The organism is Neptunomonas phycophila (assembly GCF_001922575.1).
GTDB classification, from domain to species: domain Bacteria; phylum Pseudomonadota; class Gammaproteobacteria; order Pseudomonadales; family Balneatricaceae; genus Neptunomonas; species Neptunomonas phycophila.
On the sequence record NZ_MRCI01000001.1, the window covers coordinates 234,179 to 252,278 of the forward strand.

General features: G+C 46.9%; 10 protein-coding genes. 7 read left to right on the plus strand and 3 right to left on the minus strand.

Annotated features, from left to right (window positions below; translation table 11 throughout):
* Positions 1–15: 15 nt before the first annotated feature.
* The 6 genes from BS617_RS01085 (at position 16) to BS617_RS01110 (ending at position 11,727) form a co-directional block, all read left to right on the plus strand.
* On the plus strand, positions 16–2,112 hold the full coding sequence (locus tag BS617_RS01085; RefSeq protein WP_075171082.1) for a type IV pilus secretin PilQ: 2,097 nt from the start codon (positions 16–18) through the stop codon (positions 2,110–2,112).
* 18 nt (positions 2,113–2,130) lie between these two features.
* Entirely contained in the window at positions 2,131–2,685 is a 555-nt protein-coding gene (aroK, locus tag BS617_RS01090) for a shikimate kinase AroK (RefSeq protein WP_281363044.1), read from the plus strand.
* A gap of 11 nt (positions 2,686–2,696) precedes the next feature.
* Positions 2,697–3,773 (plus strand): 3-dehydroquinate synthase, encoded by a 1,077-nt coding sequence (gene aroB, locus BS617_RS01095; RefSeq protein WP_075171083.1) that lies wholly within the window; start codon positions 2,697–2,699, stop codon positions 3,771–3,773.
* A 27-nt stretch (positions 3,774–3,800) separates the two neighbouring features.
* Complete coding sequence (locus BS617_RS01100; protein WP_075171084.1) at positions 3,801–5,453, plus strand: AAA family ATPase; 1,653 nt, start codon at positions 3,801–3,803, stop codon at positions 5,451–5,453.
* Between the two features lie 214 nt (positions 5,454–5,667).
* Positions 5,668–10,125 carry a glutamate synthase large subunit gene (gltB, locus tag BS617_RS01105; protein WP_075171085.1) on the plus strand — a complete coding sequence of 1,486 codons (4,458 nt, stop codon included), beginning with the start codon at positions 5,668–5,670 and terminating at the stop codon, positions 10,123–10,125.
* A 171-nt stretch (positions 10,126–10,296) separates the two neighbouring features.
* Entirely contained in the window at positions 10,297–11,727 is a 1,431-nt protein-coding gene (locus tag BS617_RS01110) for an FAD-dependent oxidoreductase (RefSeq protein WP_075171086.1), read from the plus strand.
* A gap of 155 nt (positions 11,728–11,882) precedes the next feature.
* Here BS617_RS01110 and putP read toward each other — a convergent pair whose 3' ends face one another.
* The 3 genes from putP to putA all read right to left on the minus strand — a co-directional run bounded on the left by putP (position 11,883) and on the right by putA (position 17,296).
* Complete coding sequence (gene putP, locus BS617_RS01115) at positions 11,883–13,373, minus strand: sodium/proline symporter PutP (protein ID WP_075171087.1); 1,491 nt, start codon at positions 13,371–13,373, stop codon at positions 11,883–11,885.
* A gap of 100 nt (positions 13,374–13,473) precedes the next feature.
* Positions 13,474–14,151 (minus strand): hypothetical protein, encoded by a 678-nt coding sequence (locus BS617_RS01120; protein WP_075171088.1) that lies wholly within the window; start codon positions 14,149–14,151, stop codon positions 13,474–13,476.
* Positions 14,152–14,161: 10 nt separating this feature from the next.
* Positions 14,162–17,296 carry a bifunctional proline dehydrogenase/L-glutamate gamma-semialdehyde dehydrogenase PutA gene (gene putA, locus BS617_RS01125; RefSeq protein ID WP_075171089.1) on the minus strand — a complete coding sequence of 1,045 codons (3,135 nt, stop codon included), beginning with the start codon at positions 17,294–17,296 and terminating at the stop codon, positions 14,162–14,164.
* Positions 17,297–17,608: 312 nt separating this feature from the next.
* Between putA and purE the strand changes: the two genes are divergently transcribed.
* Positions 17,609–18,100 (plus strand): 5-(carboxyamino)imidazole ribonucleotide mutase, encoded by a 492-nt coding sequence (gene purE / locus BS617_RS01130; RefSeq protein WP_075171090.1) that lies wholly within the window; start codon positions 17,609–17,611, stop codon positions 18,098–18,100.

Here is an 18,100-nt window from a genome sequence, read left to right on the forward strand (position 1 = left end):
CCGAAGGAAAGTTGAATGAAGCATTACACCGTTGTACGAATGTCCCGAGCCAAGGGCGAAGTTTTGAAAGGTGCATTAGCTGCACTGATTGGCTGTTTCAGCTTATTCCTGTCATTAACTGCTCAGGCGCAAAGTGTGCTGTTAAAAGACACGTCTTTTGTTTCTTTACCAGGAGGAAACTTAGAGGTTCGTCTAGAGTTTGACCAGCCACCTCCGGTTCCAAAAGCTTACACTACAGATAGCCCAGCACGTGTCATTTTTGATATGTGGGGTGTTGAAAACGATCTGGGTACCAAGTCTATTGATATCCGAACGGCTGATGTGGACGCGATGAGCTTTGCACAAGGCGGAGACCGTTTGCGTTTAGTTACGTCATTAAATCAAATGACGGATTATCGGACTTACGCTGAAGGAAATAGTTTATTTATTGTTTTTGGTGAGAAGTCAGGAGCCTCTGTAGCACCTCAGCGCCAGCTAGCTGCCCCACGAAATGTTAAGCAGTCTTATGACGATAAAACGCGTGTTAGTGGTATCGACTTTCAGCGTGTAGACGGTGGTATTGGTCGTGTTGTGGTAACGATGACGGATGATCAAGCGGGCTTAAATATTGAAGAGGAAGGTAATAACGTAGTTGTTAGTTTGAGCGGAGCCTCTTTATCCAATTCGTTACAGCAACGGATAGATGTTCAGGATTTTGCTACGCCAGTTACTTTTGTGGATGCAATGGCTTCTGGTCGTAATACTAAAATTTTGATCAAGCCAGGTGCTGAACCGTATGACTACATGGCATACCAAACGGGTAGCAAGTTAATCGTCGACTTTAAGCCGCTAACGCGCGCTGAAAAAGAAGAAATTAAAAAGAACGAATTCCCTTACAGCGGCGAAAAAATCGATCTTAACTTCCAGAATGTAAGTGTTCGTTCTGTTTTGCAGATTTTAGCAGAAGTGGCGCAGCTTAACTTGGTGGTCGATGATGCGGTTGATGGCGAAATCACTCTGTTGCTCAAGCATGTTCCATGGGATCAGGCGTTAGATATTGTCCTTAAAACACGTGGTCTTGATAAGCGCCAAATTGGTAATGTGTTATTAGTCGCACCGGCTGAGCAAATTGCCGAGCGCGAACGCATCGAATTAGAGAGTCTTAAGCAGGTTGAGGAATTATCTCCGTTAGTAACTGACTTTATCCAAGTCGACTTTCGCAAAGCGTCAGAGATGCGTCAGCGTATCTACGATGCCAAGTTAGTAACAGAGCGTGGTTTTATCGTTGCTGATGATCAAACTAACCGACTCATGGTGCGCGAAACGTCAGCTCAGCTAGAAGAGATTCGTCGTACGTTACGCCAGTTCGATACTGAAGTTTCACAGATTATGATTGAGGCACGCTTGGTGACAGCTCGGGCAGATTATAGCCGTGAACTAGGTATTCGTTGGGGCTTTGGTTTGCAGGACGGGAATTTTGTCGCTGGAGGCTCTGGTGATTCATCTGCTTACTACGTAGAAGATTTCCCAGTATCAGGGGCTGATTTGCCGCTTAACGTAGACCTTGGCGCTTCAGGAACAACGTCATCACTAGTATTGGGTTATGCGACTAATAGTTTTGCACTGGCAACTGAATTATCAGCTATGCAGAGCGAAGGTAAAATCGAGATCGTATCTCAACCCAAGGTAATTACGACTAACGGTAAAGCGGCCTACATTAAATCAGGTAAAGAAGTGCCTTACCAAACGGTTGAGGATGGTGAGGTTAGCATCGAATTTAAAGACGTTGTTTTAAGTCTAGATGTTACGCCGCAAATAAACCCAGGTGACAGAATTGCTTTAGAATTGAAGATTACTAAAGACTCTATCGGTGAAACGCTGGATAATGGTGAAATCGGGATCGACACAAACGAGCTCGAAACATCTGTTGTGGTAAAAGATGGTGAAACCATTGTTTTAGGTGGTGTGTATCAAGATAACCGCTCAGATTATGTATATAAAACACCACTGTTAGGTGATATTCCTGTGCTGGGTAATCTGTTTAAGAAAACAGTGGCAGAGAACAACAAAGAAGAATTGTTGATCTTTATTACACCTAAGTTGATCAGAGAGTCCCTAGGCAGTACGCGTTAATCATTGGGTAATATTTAGTTGAACATTTTTTTAGTAGGCCCTATGGGATCGGGGAAAAGCACCATAGGGCGACTGCTCTCACAGGAACTTAACTTAGCGTTTATTGATGTTGATCGTGTCATTGAAGATCGTGCGGGAGCTAATATTCCTTGGATCTTCGATGTAGAGGGTGAAAGTGGCTTTCGTGACAGAGAAGAAAATGTCATGGATGAGCTCACACAGCGTAATAATATAGTCTTAGCTACAGGCGGCGGTGCCGTCTTACGCGCATCAAACCGTGAGTTTCTAAAAAAGCGTGGCGCGGTGGTTTACCTTAAGACATCAGTTGATCATCAGCTTGAGCGAACGGCTAAGGATAAAAATAGGCCTTTGCTGCAAGCTGAGAATCCCCGAGCGGTCCTAGAACGCTTGTTGGCGTTGCGCGAACCGCTGTATTTGGAAACATGCGATATCATTATTAAAACTGATCGCCGACATCCTAAAGGCGTAGTTTCCGATATTATCAAACAGGTTATGCTGTTAAATCAGTCCGAATCCTCTGCTTCTTTGTTATCTGAGTTACCGTCAGGGTAACTGGAGTTATCATGCAATCATTGTCTGTAAACCTTGGTGAGCGCTCATATCCAATCATTATTGGAGAGGAGATCTTCAACGCTGAGTTAATTAAGCCGTACATTCATGCTAAGCAAGTGATGATAGTGACAAACGACACTATCGCGCCATTGTATTTAGATGCATTGAAGGCTTGCCTGAGTGATTATCAAGTCGATGTGGTTATTCTACCTGACGGTGAAGCTTACAAAGATTTAACGCATTTAAACCTTATTTATGATGGACTGCTGGCTGCTCGCCATAACCGCTCAACGACGTTAATTGCGCTAGGTGGCGGTGTAGTAGGTGACATGACCGGCTATGCGGCAGCGAGCTATCAGCGTGGGGTTAATTTTATTCAAGTGCCTACCACGTTATTGTCTCAAGTCGATTCATCTGTTGGCGGTAAAACCGGTGTGAATCATGCGCTTGGCAAAAATATGATTGGGGCCTTTTATCAACCTCAATCCGTGTTAATTGATATAAGTGTTTTCGATACATTGCCTGCCCGGGAGCTTTCTGCCGGTTTGGCGGAAGTGATCAAATACGGCTTGATTTATGATCAGGAGTTTCTGAACTGGCTAGAGGCTCATCTTGATGAATTAATGGCTAAACAGTCAGATGTGCTGATTGAGGCCATTAAACGTTCATGCGAAATTAAAGCGCAAGTGGTTGCTCAAGACGAACGTGAAGGTGGTATTCGGGCGATCTTGAATTTGGGGCATACTTTCGGTCACGCTATCGAGACTCATCAGGGATATGGGGTTTGGTTGCATGGGGAAGCAGTAGCCGCGGGAACTATAATGGCTATGCGTATGTCTGAGCGGTTGGGCTGGATATCCGAACAAGACGTAGCTCGGGCGATTAATATGTTTGAACGAGCTTCTTTGCCGGTCACTCCACCGGATAACATGAGCCGAGATGACTTTATGTCGTTAATGGCCGTAGATAAGAAGAATCTAGACAGTCGGATTCGATTAGTACTACTAAAAAATATAGGCGAAGCTGTTGTGACATCGGAGTATGATCCAGCAGTGCTTAACGAATTACTCGATGAGTTGTGTCTTTAATATTCTTTGCCTAGGCATAGGGAACAGATGAGCCAAGAATTTTACTATGAGCCTCCCAGTCGGCTGCAGCTAGTTGATAAAATGGCGCATTTATTGCGCTATTCTGACTTTTTGTTGGTGGTTACTGGGGCCTCAGGAAGCGGTAAAACACGCTTAGCTCATCAGCTTATGCACGTTACGAGCGACTCTTCTACACAGCAAGCAATTGTTAGTTTGTCTGCAGATACTGGCACAAAACCACTTCTGATTTCTTTAAAAAAAGCGCTGCAACTAGAGGCTAATACACAAGCAGAAGCATTAGCTGCTATTCATGAGCAGTGTAAAGCGCTGGATGAAGTGGGCCAGCATTTGATGATAGTTATCGATAATGCTGAGTGGCTCAATGATGAAGCAATAGAATTATTAGCAGGCTTGCTCATGTCCGGCACAGGCGGTCCTCGCTTGGTGCTGGCTGGTGAAGAGTCATTAGTTAAGCGCTTGGTCTCGTTGGGTATTCCTGAGCTATTAGAGGGGCGTGTTCATGTTGAAACCTTATCTGCATTTACCGAAGAAGAAGGGCATGAATTTCTTAGGCTTCTCGACCCGCTGCGGCCTGAATTAACACCAAAGGCTTATAAAAAAGTCTATCAATTAAGTGATGGTTATCCCGGAGGTTTGGTCGAGAGTGTTGACTTGTTGCAGGGGCCTGAAACATCATCTCCAGCCTCACGTTTGCCTTTGCCTGTTCCTCATATAGCTGCCATTGCAGTCGTCATATTGGTATTAGTTGGAATTTCTTTGTGGCAACTGTTTCCAAGTGATGTTTCCTCCGAACCTGAGATTGTGGATGGACGGGTCTCTATGCCGGTAACGCTACCGCTTGATAGCGTTGATCAGTCAGAGGTATTACCCGCACCTATTGAAATGGCGGATGAGCGAAGTGAGTTATCCAAACGACTAGCGGCTCAAGAAGCAGAATTACGTGCAAACCAACGTGTTATTGAAGCGCCTCCTTCGGTAGTAGAAGCTCCTGCTAAGTCAGATATAGTTGAGGAATCCACTTTATCCACAGCACCAGAAGTTGTGACATCGCCTGTTGTTAAAGATAACGAACAGGTGAGTCAATCAGTGCCTGCTGAGGCAAGTGTTGATCAACAAGTTGTTGATAATGCAAGAATACTTGACGAGGCCTTAGCAAGCCAGGAACCTGTTCCAGCTCCAGCTCCAGCTCCAGCTCCAGCTCCAGCTCCAGCTCCAGCTCCAGCTCCAGCTCCAGCTCCAGCTCCAGCTCCAGCTCCAGCTCCAGCTCCAGCTCCAGCTCCAGCTCCAGCTCCAGCTCCAAAAGTTGTTCAGAAAAATGATGTGGAACCGGCTAAGGTTGCCGCTAGTGGGCCTGCCTCTAAGTGGTTAAAAGAGGATCAGCTACTCGCATGGCCTGCAAAAGGGTATACTTTGCAGTTATTAGGTGCGAGATCGGAACAGAGTGTTGCGCAGTTTATGGCGGGTTTAAATAATCGCGATAAACTGTATTATTTTAGAACGGTCTATAAAGGTGCTCCTTGGCATGTAGTCGTATATGGTCAATATTCTGATCGTACCGCCGCCAACCGAGCAGTCAGTACCTTACCAGAAGAGCTGAAACGTCTTAAACCTTGGGCTAGAAGTATTAGGGGTGTTCAGCTGGACATAAAGAAAAAATAGCTTTTTCTTTCGCTTTTTTAGTAAATTCTTTTAAAAAAGCGCCATAAATCGCGCTTTTCCAATCTTTAGGGGCAAGGCAAATTGCTTAAAATTTGTCCCGAACGGTATCTCTGTGTAAAATACCCGTCCCTTTTTGCCTGCAATAATAAGAATCAGTCGAAAAGGCTTTTTGTTAAGTCTTTGTTTTACAAGAACTTTTAAGTGAGAATGACTTATGAGCACAGGTCTGTATCGCCCCGGTGAGTTTAAGGATAACTGTGGCTTCGGTCTGATGGCGCACCTCAAAGGTGAAGCCAGTCATGATCTGTTGTTAAAGGCAATTGAAGCATTAGCGTGTATGACCCACCGTGGCGGTATCGCTGCCGATGGGAAGACAGGTGACGGCTGCGGTTTGCTTATGCAAAAGCCCGATAGCTTCCTTCGAATGGTTACCAAAGATGAGCTTGGTATCACATTAGGAGAGCAGTATGCGGTGGGCATGGTTTTCATGTCGCGTGAACCCAAACTTGCTGAAAAAGCACGTGAAACGCTGAATCAGGAATTGAAGGCTCAAGGCCTTAAAGTCGCTGGTTGGCGTGTTGTGCCTACAGATGAATCATGTCTTGGGCCGATCGCAAAAGACACGCTCCCTCATATGGAACAGGTGTTTGTAGAGCCTGATCAAAATAGCGAGCGTGCTTTTGGTATTAGTTTATTTGTTGCCCGTCGTAAAACCGAGAACGCCCTGACTTCAGATGCCGATTTTTATATCTGCAGCTTGTCTGAGAGCGTAATTTCATACAAAGGTTTGATGATGCCGGTTGATTTGCCAGCTTTTTATAAAGATTTGGCAGATGAGCGTTTGAAAACAGCGGTGTGTACATACCATCAGCGTTTCTCAACAAACACAGCACCTCGCTGGCCATTGGCGCAGCCATTCCGTTTCTTGGCCCATAATGGTGAAATTAATACAATCGAAGGTAACCGCAGCTGGGCGCGTGCTCGTTCACGTAAGTTTGCTACAGATTTGCTACCTGAATTAAATGAACTCCAGCCTATTGTTAATACAACCGGTTCAGACTCTTCCAGCATGGATAATATGTTGGAGTTTTTGATGGCGGGCGGTGTTGATATCTACCGTGCTGTTCGTATGGTGGTTCCGCCAGCTTGGCAGAACGTTGATACTATGGATTCCGATCTACGTGCATTTTATGAGTATAACTCTATGCATATGGAGCCATGGGACGGTCCAGCGGGTATGGTAATGACTGATGGTCGTTTTGCTGTGTGTATGCTTGACCGAAACGGCTTGCGTCCGTCGCGTTGGGTAATGACTAAGCAGGATTATATCTGCACGGCATCTGAGATCGGCGTGTTTTCTTACAAGCCGGAAGACATTGTGGCACAAGGACGCGTGGGTCCTGGTCAAATCTTGGCGATTGACACTCAGACTGGTGAAATTTTACATACAGCTGATGTCGATAACCGTCTCAAAGCGGCTAAGCCTTATAAAAAATGGCTTAAAGAGAACGCATTACGCTTAGAGCAGACATTGGATAACCATGAGGAAGCAAGATCCTTCACGGACATGTCGGCTGACGAGTTAAAAGCGTACATGAAAATGTACCAAGTGACGTTTGAAGAACGTGAGCAAATCTTACGTCCTTTAGGCGAGTCCGGTATGGAAGCTGTTGGTTCCATGGGTGATGATAAGCCAATGGCTGTGCTTTCTAGCCGCATTCGCTCACCGTATGATTACTTCCGTCAGCAGTTTGCACAGGTGACTAACCCGCCAATCGATCCATTGCGAGAAGCCATCGTGATGTCGCTTGAAACCTGCTTAGGTCGCGAACAAAATATGTTCGAAGAGACGGCCGAGCATGCGCGTCGGGTTATTCTGACAAGTCCTGTTTTATCCGCCTCTAAGTTTAAACGTTTGCGTGATAATACCGAGAAGGGCTTTGAAGTCGCTCAAATAAGCCTGCATTACGACCCAGAAACAACAAGCTTGAAGCAGGCGATTACGCTAATCGTTGATCAGGCTGAAGAGGCCGTTCGTGCAGGAAAATCCCTCATTATTTTGTCTGACTCGGATATTGAGCAAGGCAAGCTCCCTGTTCATGCTTCGATGGCGACAGGTGCTGTGCACTATCGTCTAGTAGAAACCGGTCTGCGTTGTGATGCCAACATCATTGTTGAAACCGGCACCGCTCGAGATCCTCATCACTTTGCTGTTTTGTTTGGCTTTGGTGCAACGGCAGTATTCCCGTACATGGCATATCGCGTCTTGACTGATTTGTGTAAAGACGGTGAGATTCCATTGTCACCGCTTGAGAGCCATGAAAATTATCGCAAAGGCATCAAGAAAGGCTTAATGAAAATCCTGTCTAAGATGGGGATTTCAACTATTGCCTCTTACCGTGGCGCGCAATTGTTTGAAGCCATTGGTTTGAGTTCTGAAGTGGTTGATCTTTGCTTTAATGGTGTTACTAGCCGGATTGAAGGGGCTCGCTTCGAAGATTTCCAATTTGAGCAGTCGTTGCTGGCTAAGGAAGCGTGGACTGCACGTAAGCCTATTCAGCAAGGTGGCTTGCTCAAATATACACATGATGGTGAGTACCATGCGTACAACCCTGATGTGGTGCGTACCATTCACGAGGCTGTGCAAACAGGAGATCCGGCTAAATATCGTATCTATGCTGATCTTGTTAACAAGCGCCCAGTCGCTACGCTCCGTGATTTACTGTCGCTTAAAAAAGGCGTTAAACCTATTCCTCTGGATGAGGTTGAGCCGGTTGAAAATATATTAAAACGATTCGACTCTGCCGCAATGTCGTTGGGTGCTTTATCGCCTGAGGCTCATGAGGCGCTAGCAATGGCGATGAATGAGCTAGGTGGCCGGTCTAACTCTGGCGAAGGTGGTGAAGATCCTGTTCGTCACGGCACTAATAAGCGATCTAAAATTAAACAGGTTGCTTCTGGTCGCTTCGGTGTAACACCGGGTTACTTGAGTAGTGCTGATGTTATGCAGATTAAAGTAGCTCAAGGCGCTAAACCAGGTGAAGGCGGACAGTTACCTGGCGGTAAGGTAAATGAGCTGATTGCCCGTTTGCGTTATTCCGTTCCGGGTGTGACGCTAATATCGCCTCCACCACATCATGATATTTATTCGATTGAAGATTTGGCTCAGCTGATCTTCGATTTGAAACAAGTGAACCCTGAAGCATTGGTATCTGTAAAATTGGTATCACGTCCAGGTGTCGGCACAATTGCGTGTGGTGTTGCTAAGGCGTATGCCGATTTAATTACTATCTCTGGCTACGATGGTGGTACAGCGGCTTCTCCATTAACGTCTATTCACTATGCGGGCTCTCCGTGGGAATTAGGCTTGGCAGATGCGCACCAGTCACTACGTGCTAACCATTTGCGTGGCAATATCCGTTTGCAAACTGACGGTGGTCTTAAAACCGGTTTGGATGTTGTGAAAGGCGCTATGCTTGGAGCAGAAAGCTTTGGTTTTGGTACTATGCCAATGGTTGCGCTGGGATGTAAATATTTACGTATTTGCCACCTAAATAACTGTGCAACCGGTGTGGCTTCTCAAAATGAAGAGCTTCGTCGTGATCATTTCCGTGGTACTGTCGAAATGGCAAAGAACTTCTTCCGCTTTGTAGCTGAAGAAGCACGAGAGTGGATGGCAGCCATGGGTGTGAGAACCATGGATGAGTTAGTTGGCCGCGTTGATTTGCTAGAGTTAGCGGAAGGTTTTACTTCTAAACAAAAGAATTTGGACTTGTCGCCGATCATCAGTGATGCAGGTGTACCGGCTGAATATCCTCAGATCTGTCAAAAGCCGCGTAATGAGCCATATGACCAAGGCTCGTTAAACACTGAAATGTTAGCGATGTCGCTAGAGAGCATAGAAAACAAAACAGGCGGTGAATGGGAATTGACCATTACCAACTGTGACCGCTCCGTAGGTGCCCGTACGTCGGGAGCTATCGCTAAGCGTTATGGCGATTTAGGGATGGAGTCATCACCGATTACTTTCCGTTTTAAAGGTCATGCTGGACAGTCGTTTGGTGTGTGGAATGCGGGTGGTCAGTCACTGTATCTAGAGGGTGATGCCAACGATTACGTAGGTAAAGGCATGGCTGGCGGTAAAGTCGTTATCCGTCCGTTCCGCGAAGTAACAATCAAGTCGAATGAGACTTCTATCATTGGTAATACCTGCTTATACGGAGCTACCGGTGGTAAATTGTATGCAGCGGGTACGGCAGGTGAGCGTTTCGCTGTGCGTAACTCTGGCTGTCATGCAGTTATTGAAGGGGCCGGGGATCACTGCTGTGAGTACATGACCGGCGGTCTTGTCACGGTTTTAGGCCCGACAGGCTATAACTTCGGTGCGGGTATGACCGGTGGCTTTGCTTATGTATTAGATCTTGAAAAGAACTTCGTGGATAAATATAACCACGAGCTAGTCGAGATACATCGTATTCATATTGAGCATATGGAGGTTTATAAGAACCACTTACGCTCAGTCATCATCAAGTTTGTTAAAGAAACGGGTAGCGCGTGGGGTCAAGAGATCCTTGATAACTACGAAGACTACTTGGGTCGTTTCTGGTTAGTGAAACCTAAAGCTGCCAGCATTAACGATCTAATGAATAGCGTACGTAAGCGCCCAGAATAATACGGTGATATCGAAGGCCTGTTGGTATGGTATGCGCTTTGCTTACATCCTACAGGCCTCAAGTTCACAGTTAAGTTTCGAGTAGTAATGTGGTCAAGCTGCCGTTTGTGCGCTAACCACTAACCAGTTTTAATTTGCACCTTTGAAGGGTGCCTCAAACGAGGTGACAATATGACTGAACGTCTCAATAACGATTTTCAGTTCCTCGATGTGGGTCGTGAAGGCCCCAAGAAGATCAAAGCATCTGTTCGTAAAAAACAGTACGCCGAGATTTATGAGCCTTATAAAGGCGAAGAGGCTGCAGAGCAGTCCCATCGTTGTTTAGAGTGCGGTAACCCGTATTGCTCATGGAAATGTCCGGTTCATAACCATATTCCTAACTGGCTCAAGTTGGTATCAGAAGGGAATATCATTAAAGCCGCTGAATTAAGCCATCAAACCAACTCGTTGCCTGAAGTCTGTGGTCGTGTATGTCCGCAAGATCGATTATGTGAAGGCGCGTGTACGCTGAATGAAGGCTTTGGTGCTGTGACCATCGGCTCTGTTGAAAAATACATCACTGATACTGCCTTTGCGATGGGGTGGCGTCCTGATATGTCGCATGTTGTCAAAACAGACAAGAAAGTGGCCATCATCGGTGCTGGCCCTGCGGGATTAGCCGCGGCTGATATTTTGGTGCGTAACGGTGTGACGCCAGTTGTCTTTGATCGTAACCCAGAAGTGGGTGGCTTGCTGACGTTCGGGATACCTGAGTTTAAGCTCGAAAAAGATGTTATGTCTCGTCGTCGCGAAATTTTTACCGATATGGGTGTTGAGTTCCGCCTTAACACCGAAGTTGGTAAAGATGTTCAAATGCAGGACTTAATCGACCAATACGATGCTGTCTTCTTAGGCATGGGTACATATACCTACATGAAAGGTGGATTCCCAGGCGAAGAGCTTGAAGGTGTTTATGATGCACTGCCTTTCTTAATTTCTAATGTTAATCGTTGCCTTGGTTTTGAAAAAGATGAAGCGGATTACATAGGGATGAAAGGAAAGCGGGTGGTCGTATTGGGTGGCGGCGATACAGCAATGGACTGTAACCGTACCTCAATCCGTCAGGGTGCTAAAAGCGTTGTGTGTGCTTATCGTCGTGATGAAGCCAATATGCCAGGTTCTAAGCGTGAAGTGGAAAATGCACGTGAAGAGGGCGTTAAGTTTCAGTTTAACCGTCAACCTGTCGAGGTTGTTGGTGAAAACGGAAAAGTTGTTGGTATCAAAGTGGTTAGCACGCAAATGGGTGAGCCAGATGAAAACGGCCGTCAGCGTGCTGAAGTGGTGCCGGGTTCTGAAGAGGTGTTGCCTGCTGACGCTGTGCTTGTCGCTTTTGGTTTCCGTCCAAGCCCTGCTCCATGGTTTGCTGATTTTGGTATAGATTTGCACCAAGATGGGCGGGTGATCGCGCCGGAGAGTCCTGAACTTGGTCGTCATGCGTTCCAAACAACGAACGATAAAGTGTTTGCCGGTGGTGACATGGTTCGTGGTTCTGATTTGGTGGTGACGGCTATTGCTGAAGGCCGCAAAGCAGCTGAAGGTATCTTGGACTTTTTAGAGGTTTAAGACACGACATGTAGTAAATGGTCATCTGTTTACGGACCTAAAAAAGCCGCTAATTTTATTAGCGGCTTTTTTGTTTCTGACACCTTAGTGTTTTAAGGTGTACCTAAAGAGATCTGCATAGTTCGATCTCTTTAGGTTGGGGGCTTCGACTTGGCTTAAAGCGCGTCTTTGAAGCGTTTGTGCTGAGCTTTAACTTCATCGCTAGGCTCGCCAGTTGCTAGGCTTACGGCAACAATCGCGATTGTAGCGAACACAATGCCTGGTACAATTTCGTACAAGTCGAACAAACCGCCGCTGAGTTGTTTCCAGACAACTACAGTTAGGCCACCAACAACTACACCCGCCAAGGCGCCTTTGCGGTTCATAGCGCTCCAGTAGAGGCTTAGAACTAGCGTAGGGCCGAATGCAGCACCAAAGCCTGCCCATGCGTAAGACACTAGGCCAAGTACTGAGCTATCAGGGTTAAGTGCCAGTAAAAGAGCAATAATGGATAAACCAATAACCGCTACGCGACCCACTAAGACAACTTGCTTTTGGGTAGCATCTTTATTGAACACTTGCTTGTAAAAGTCTTCGGCTAATGCAGAAGAAGATACAAGCAGTTGTGAGTCAGCAGTACTCATAATGGCAGCCAAGATCGCAGCTAATAGAATACCGGCCACAACGGGGTGGAACATTGCGTTCACTAAAACCATGAAGATTTTTTCGCCGTCACCTAAAGTGCCTGCAAGGTTGGTATCCACGTAAATCATACCGGTGAAGCCAACTAATATAGCACCGGCCATTGCAATGGCTGACCAAGTTACAGCGATACGACGAGCTGTAGGTACATCAGCATTGCTTCGGATAGCCGCAAAACGAGCTAAAATGTGCGGTTGGCCAAAGTAGCCTAAGCCCCAAGCTGCTAGCGATACAATGGCAATCCATGTGAGAGGCTCACCTGATGCGTCATTCCAAATAGTGAGAAGTTCTGGGTTCTTGGCTTCTACAGCAGCAAAGAGAGCGTCAAATCCGCCTTCAGACTGCATAGCAATTACAGGAACAGCAACCAATGCCGCAGCCATTAATAGACCTTGTACAAGGTCAGTCCAAGATACCGCTAAGAAACCACCGAATAAAGTGTAAGAGACTACACATACCGTGCCGATGACAAGTGCGAGGGTGTAATCCAAACCGAACACAGTTTCAAATAATTTGCCGCCTGCAACTAGACCCGAGCTGGTATAAAACAAGAAGAACAGCAAAATGAAAAAAGCGGAAATTACTTGCAACAAATTAGATTTGTCTTGGAAGCGCTTAGCGAAAAATTCAGGAAGAGTGATCGCATCTTCAGCAACAAAGCTATAAGTGCGTAGGCGCTTGGCAACCAGTAACCAGTTGAGCCATGTACCTAACAATAAGCCTCCTCCTAGCCACAAAGATTCTAAGCCTGATGAAAAGGCGTAACCGGGTAACCCCAAAAGCAACCAGCCGCTCATGTCAGAAGCGCCGGCCGATAATGCCGCTGGCCACGGTCCTAATGTACGACCACCTAAGAAGTAGTCGGAAGAATTGGCTGTGCGCCTGTATGCGTACACACCAATGGCGAGCATTAAACCCAGATAGACGATAAAAGTGCCTATAATTGCACCGCTATTCTCAATCATTGAGATGACCCCTTTTATAAGTATAGTTTCCAGTAAGCACAGGGTTTACTGGCCGATAGATGAAAAAAACGCCAGACATTGCGCTGGCGTTATTCTTTTTTTAATGATCGTTGCTGCCACCCAATTCCAGCAACGAGGCGTTCCCACCCACGGCCGTAGTGTTTACGGTGAGAGTGGTTTCTGTCGTAAACCGCCAAGGGTAATCTTGGCTAGTTTGTAGCACGCTGTTATCCCAGTCGGTTTCTGAGATTAACTGCGCCAATGCTCCTCCGCGCTTTGATAAAAGGCGGTTGAGTACTGTTTCGTTTTCGGCACTTCCGACAAAGGCGTATGCCGCAAAATTAATATCGTTCGCTAGCGTTTCTAGAGAGGAGTCGCTGATATGTACGAGCCCTTTTGGCAAGGCTTCAGCCAAAGAGGAAGCTAGTGCTTTTGCCGCAGGTGAGCACGCTTGTAAGACGACAGCGTTGCCAGTCGCCAATGCTGTAAAGGCGTGAGCTGCAAATGCATTACTGGCTGCTGGTGTGGATGCTGTGTCGTCGCAACATACAGCTACAACGCCGCGTCCACCCCATAGCAGTGTATTTGCTTCACCCGTTGGTCCTGGTAAAACCAGCTCTTCTTCCATATGGTTAGCTATTTTTTCAAGTAGCCACGCCGCTAATGAATAATGTTGCGCGATCGGGGTTAAAAGTGCCACTCGAGCAGCCGCGCTTTTATTATTCCATAGCTCTTGTGCTGACAAGGCTGATTGGGTCTGAGTGTTTAATTCAGTCATGTTCTTCCCCTTATGCCTGAGCTGTATCTAAAACGGTATGGTGTTCTACCGTAAAACGATTGAGATAGTGCGGCCCGCCGGCTTTAGGGCCGGTACCTGAAAGACCTTGTCCGCCGAAAGGTTGAACCCCAACAACAGCGCCGACTTGATCTCGGTTGATATATATGTTGCCAGCTTTTACGCGCTGTGCAATATGCTTGGCTGTCGTTTCGTTGCGTGAATGCACCCCTAAAGTGAGGCCGAAACCTGTTGCATTAATGCGATCGATAACCGCATCCAGCTCTTTCGCTTTATAGCGGACTACGTGAAGAATAGGGCCAAACTGCTCTTCGGTAAGCTGGTCGATAGAATCGATAACAAATGCAGTTGGAGCAACAAACGTTCCTTTTTCAGCGTACGCCGGTAAAGGAGACTCTGCAATGAGTGTTGCTTCTTGTTTGAGGCGTGCAATATGGTTAAGTAAGCCGCTTTGCGCTTCACGGTCAATAACTGGACCTATATCGGTTTTGTGCTGCTCAGGCAGACCTACAGAGCGTTCTTGCATGGCACCTTTGATCATAGGGATGATTCGATCAGCTACATCCTGTTGTACAAACAGCACTCGAAGCGCAGAACAACGTTGGCCGGCTGATGCAAAAGCGGATCGAACCACATCACGTACCACTTGCTCAGGCAAAGATGTAGAGTCAATAATCATTGCGTTTTGACCGCCGGTCTCAGCGATGAATGGCACAGGCGCTGCGTCACGTGTTGCTAAAGCGGCGTTAATTAAACGAGCTGTATCAGTGGAGCCGGTGAAGGCAACGCCAGCTACACGGCTATCGGAGGTCAGCGGTGCACCTACTGTCGCACCATCACCCGGCATAAACTGAATAGCTCCGGCTGGAATGCCAGCTTCAAGCATGAGTTCAATAGCACGAAATGCAATAAGACCTGTTTGCTCTGCAGGTTTAGCAATAACCGTGTTGCCTGCGGCTAAGGCTGCAGTAACTTGGCCTAAAAATATCGCTAACGGGAAGTTCCAGGGCGAAATGCACACGAATACGCCGCGTCCTTTACGAGTCATCTGAACGGTGCGTTGATCATGGCGAGTGAAGCTGACGGGAGCACTCATGTTTTTGCGTGCTTGGACAGCATAATAACGGCAGAAATCAACGGCCTCGCGGACTTCATCAATACTGTCTTGGATTGTTTTTCCGGCTTCACGATGACAAAGAGCCATGAACTCGCCGTAGTTTTCTTCCAATAAATCAGCTAGCTTTTCTAACGCCGTTGCGCGCTCATTCACTGGCGTATCACGCCATGCAGGGTAGGCTTGGGCGGCGGTGTTCAGAGCATCATTAACCAAATTAGCATTAGCCCATCCGATGCTACCTACGGTTTCGCTGTGGTCGTATGGTGCTAGAACAGATTTAATGTCCACGTTTTCGGTTATTAATTGGCCATTGATAAGAGGGCCAGCCTTCCATTGTGTCTGCATGAAAGGCTTAATGCGATCGCTAAACGTTGACCACTCGTGCTCAATTTCGATGTTGAAGCCTTGTGAGTTACGACGCTCATCACCGTAAAGGTCAGCTGGTAACGGAATGTGAGGATTAGCCAGTGGTGAACGGCCCGCAAGGACGTCTGCGGGATGGTGAACAAGGTCCTCAATAGGGCAGCGAGCGTCCACCAAACGGTGAACAAATGAGCTGTTGGCTCCGTTTTCAAGTAAACGGCGTACGAGGTAAGGAAGCAAGTCTTTATGGCTACCTACCGGTGCGTATATGCGTACGTTTACATCGTTTTGTTTGATTACAGTGTTGTATAGAGCATCGCCCATGCCGTGAAGTCGTTGGAACTCAAAATCTGAGTGTTGGGCAATTTGAGTAATGGCCGCTACTGTGTGGGCATTATGGCTGGCAAACTGCGGGAAGATATTCCCACGAACGGATTCACTCAATAGGAAGCGCGCACAAGCTAGGTAAGACGTGTCAGTCGCTTCTTTGCGAGTATAAACCGGGTAACCGCTAAGACCGCGCTGTTGGCAGTTTTTAATTTCAGTATCCCAGTACGCGCCTTTAACTAGACGCAGAGGAATACAGTCTCCTTGTTGTTTGGCAAGGGCTGCTAACCAAGCGAGGACCGGTAGCGCGCGTTTTGAGTAGGCTTGGACTACTAAACCAAACTGACCCCAGCCGCGGGTGTCTGGGTGCTCGTATAGTGATTTGAATAAGTGCAAAGACAACTCTAGGCGGTCGGCTTCTTCTGCATCAATGGTGATACCCACATTAAGCGATCGCGCATGGCGAATAAGCCCAAGTAGTTGTTCACGCATTTCTCCCATCACACGCTCACTTTGTCCTACCTCGTAGCGAGGGTGCAGGGCAGAAAGCTTAATAGAAATGGTTGGGCTAGGAGAGTTGCTGCCTTGGTAGCCGTCGTTACCGACAGCCGTAATGGCTTTCATGTAATCGTCGAAGTACTTATTTGCATCTTGCTGTGTTAAAGCTGCTTCGCCTAGCATGTCAAACGAGTAGGTGTAGCCTTTGTCGCGAAAGCCGTGGCCGCGTTTAAGGGCTTCTTTCATGTTGCGACCTAATACAAATTGGTGCCCCATGATCTTCATCGCCTGATTCATGGCTTTACGAATTACAGGCTCGGATACGCGGTTAACAAGGCGATTGATAACATTGGAAGGCGTGCCGTCTTCATTTTCATCCATTGTTACGACTTTTCCTGTGACTAATAAGCCCCAGGTCGATGCGTTTACAAATAGGGAATCTGAGTTGCTAAGGTGTTTTTTCCAGTCGGCAACAGATAGTTTGTCGCGGATCAGCGCATCAGCCGTATCCGCGTCAGGAATGCGCATCAAAGCCTCAGCTAAGCACATGAGAAGAATGCCTTCATGTGTATCTAGACTATATTCCAGTAGTAAAGCGTCGATCATGTGGATGGCATCGTCATCCTTACGAACTTGCTGGATCAGCTGTGTAGCCGCTGTTGTTGTATTTTGGCGTTCCTGCTCGGTAGGGGTGGCCAAGGGCAACAGCTCTTGTAACCAAGTTGACTCGTCGACCGAGTAAAGCGGTGATATAAGTGACCAAATAGCCGATAGTGGCTGGTCGATAAAACCGGGCGTTAAGACATCAATAGCCTTGAACATAGGTATGCTCTCCTAAAACACAACACAGGCCGTTCGCAAAATGCGGAGTAACCTAAAACATGATTGTTTCACTTTAGGGACAACATGTAGTTTTCGTCTTGCGAAAAACTACGGAGCTTTTGTGAAAAGCTACACGAGGGTTGGTTTTGCCCTGCTTTTAAGGAACTTTTTTGATTTGATGTCGCATATGCGATCTAAAATGCGACTTTATGCAGATCAAAACGGGGTTATTTGCTATTATGCGCTGCTTTCGCGATTGGCCTCGCTTATCGCACTACTATAGATCACTAGATTAAACTGGGTTTTCTTACTATGCAGCCGAAAGTTGCCATCATCATGGGTTCCAAAAGTGATTGGGAAACGATGAAAAATGCGTCTGATATTTTAGACCTATTGCAGGTTCCTTATCATGTCGAAGTAGTCTCTGCTCACCGCACGCCTGATAAATTATTTTCGTTTTCGGCTGCTGCTGTGGATGATGGCTATCAAGTTATCATAGCCGGGGCTGGCGGTGCGGCGCACCTACCGGGCATGGTGGCTTCTAAAACTCGTTTGCCGGTTTTGGGTGTTCCTGTTCAAAGTAAAGCGTTGAGCGGTATGGATAGCCTGTTATCTATTGTGCAAATGCCCAAGGGTATAGCGGTAGGTACGCTGGCGATCGGTACAGCAGGTGCATTCAATGCGGGTTTGCTCGCGGCGCAAATTTTAGCGAACCAAGACGCGGAGCTTGCTGCTCGTTTAGATAGCTTCCGTCACGAACAAACTGAAACCATTTTAGATAATCCGGATCCTCGGGAAGCGTAG

Excerpts from the sequence above, each read along its gene's own strand:
- BS617_RS01085 (WP_075171082.1), top strand. The coding sequence starts at position 16 with ATGAAGCATTACACCGTTGTACGAATGTCCCGAGCCAAGGGCGAAGTT.
- aroB (WP_075171083.1), top strand. The coding sequence starts at position 2,697 with ATGCAATCATTGTCTGTAAACCTTGGTGAGCGCTCATATCCAATCATT.
- BS617_RS01100 (WP_075171084.1), top strand. The coding sequence starts at position 3,801 with ATGAGCCAAGAATTTTACTATGAGCCTCCCAGTCGGCTGCAGCTAGTT.
- gltB (WP_075171085.1), top strand. The coding sequence starts at position 5,668 with ATGAGCACAGGTCTGTATCGCCCCGGTGAGTTTAAGGATAACTGTGGC.
- BS617_RS01110 (WP_075171086.1), top strand. The coding sequence starts at position 10,297 with ATGACTGAACGTCTCAATAACGATTTTCAGTTCCTCGATGTGGGTCGT.
- putP (WP_075171087.1), bottom strand. The coding sequence starts at position 13,373 with ATGATTGAGAATAGCGGTGCAATTATAGGCACTTTTATCGTCTATCTG.
- BS617_RS01120 (WP_075171088.1), bottom strand. The coding sequence starts at position 14,151 with ATGACTGAATTAAACACTCAGACCCAATCAGCCTTGTCAGCACAAGAG.
- putA (WP_075171089.1), bottom strand. The coding sequence starts at position 17,296 with ATGTTCAAGGCTATTGATGTCTTAACGCCCGGTTTTATCGACCAGCCA.
- purE (WP_075171090.1), top strand. The coding sequence starts at position 17,609 with ATGCAGCCGAAAGTTGCCATCATCATGGGTTCCAAAAGTGATTGGGAA.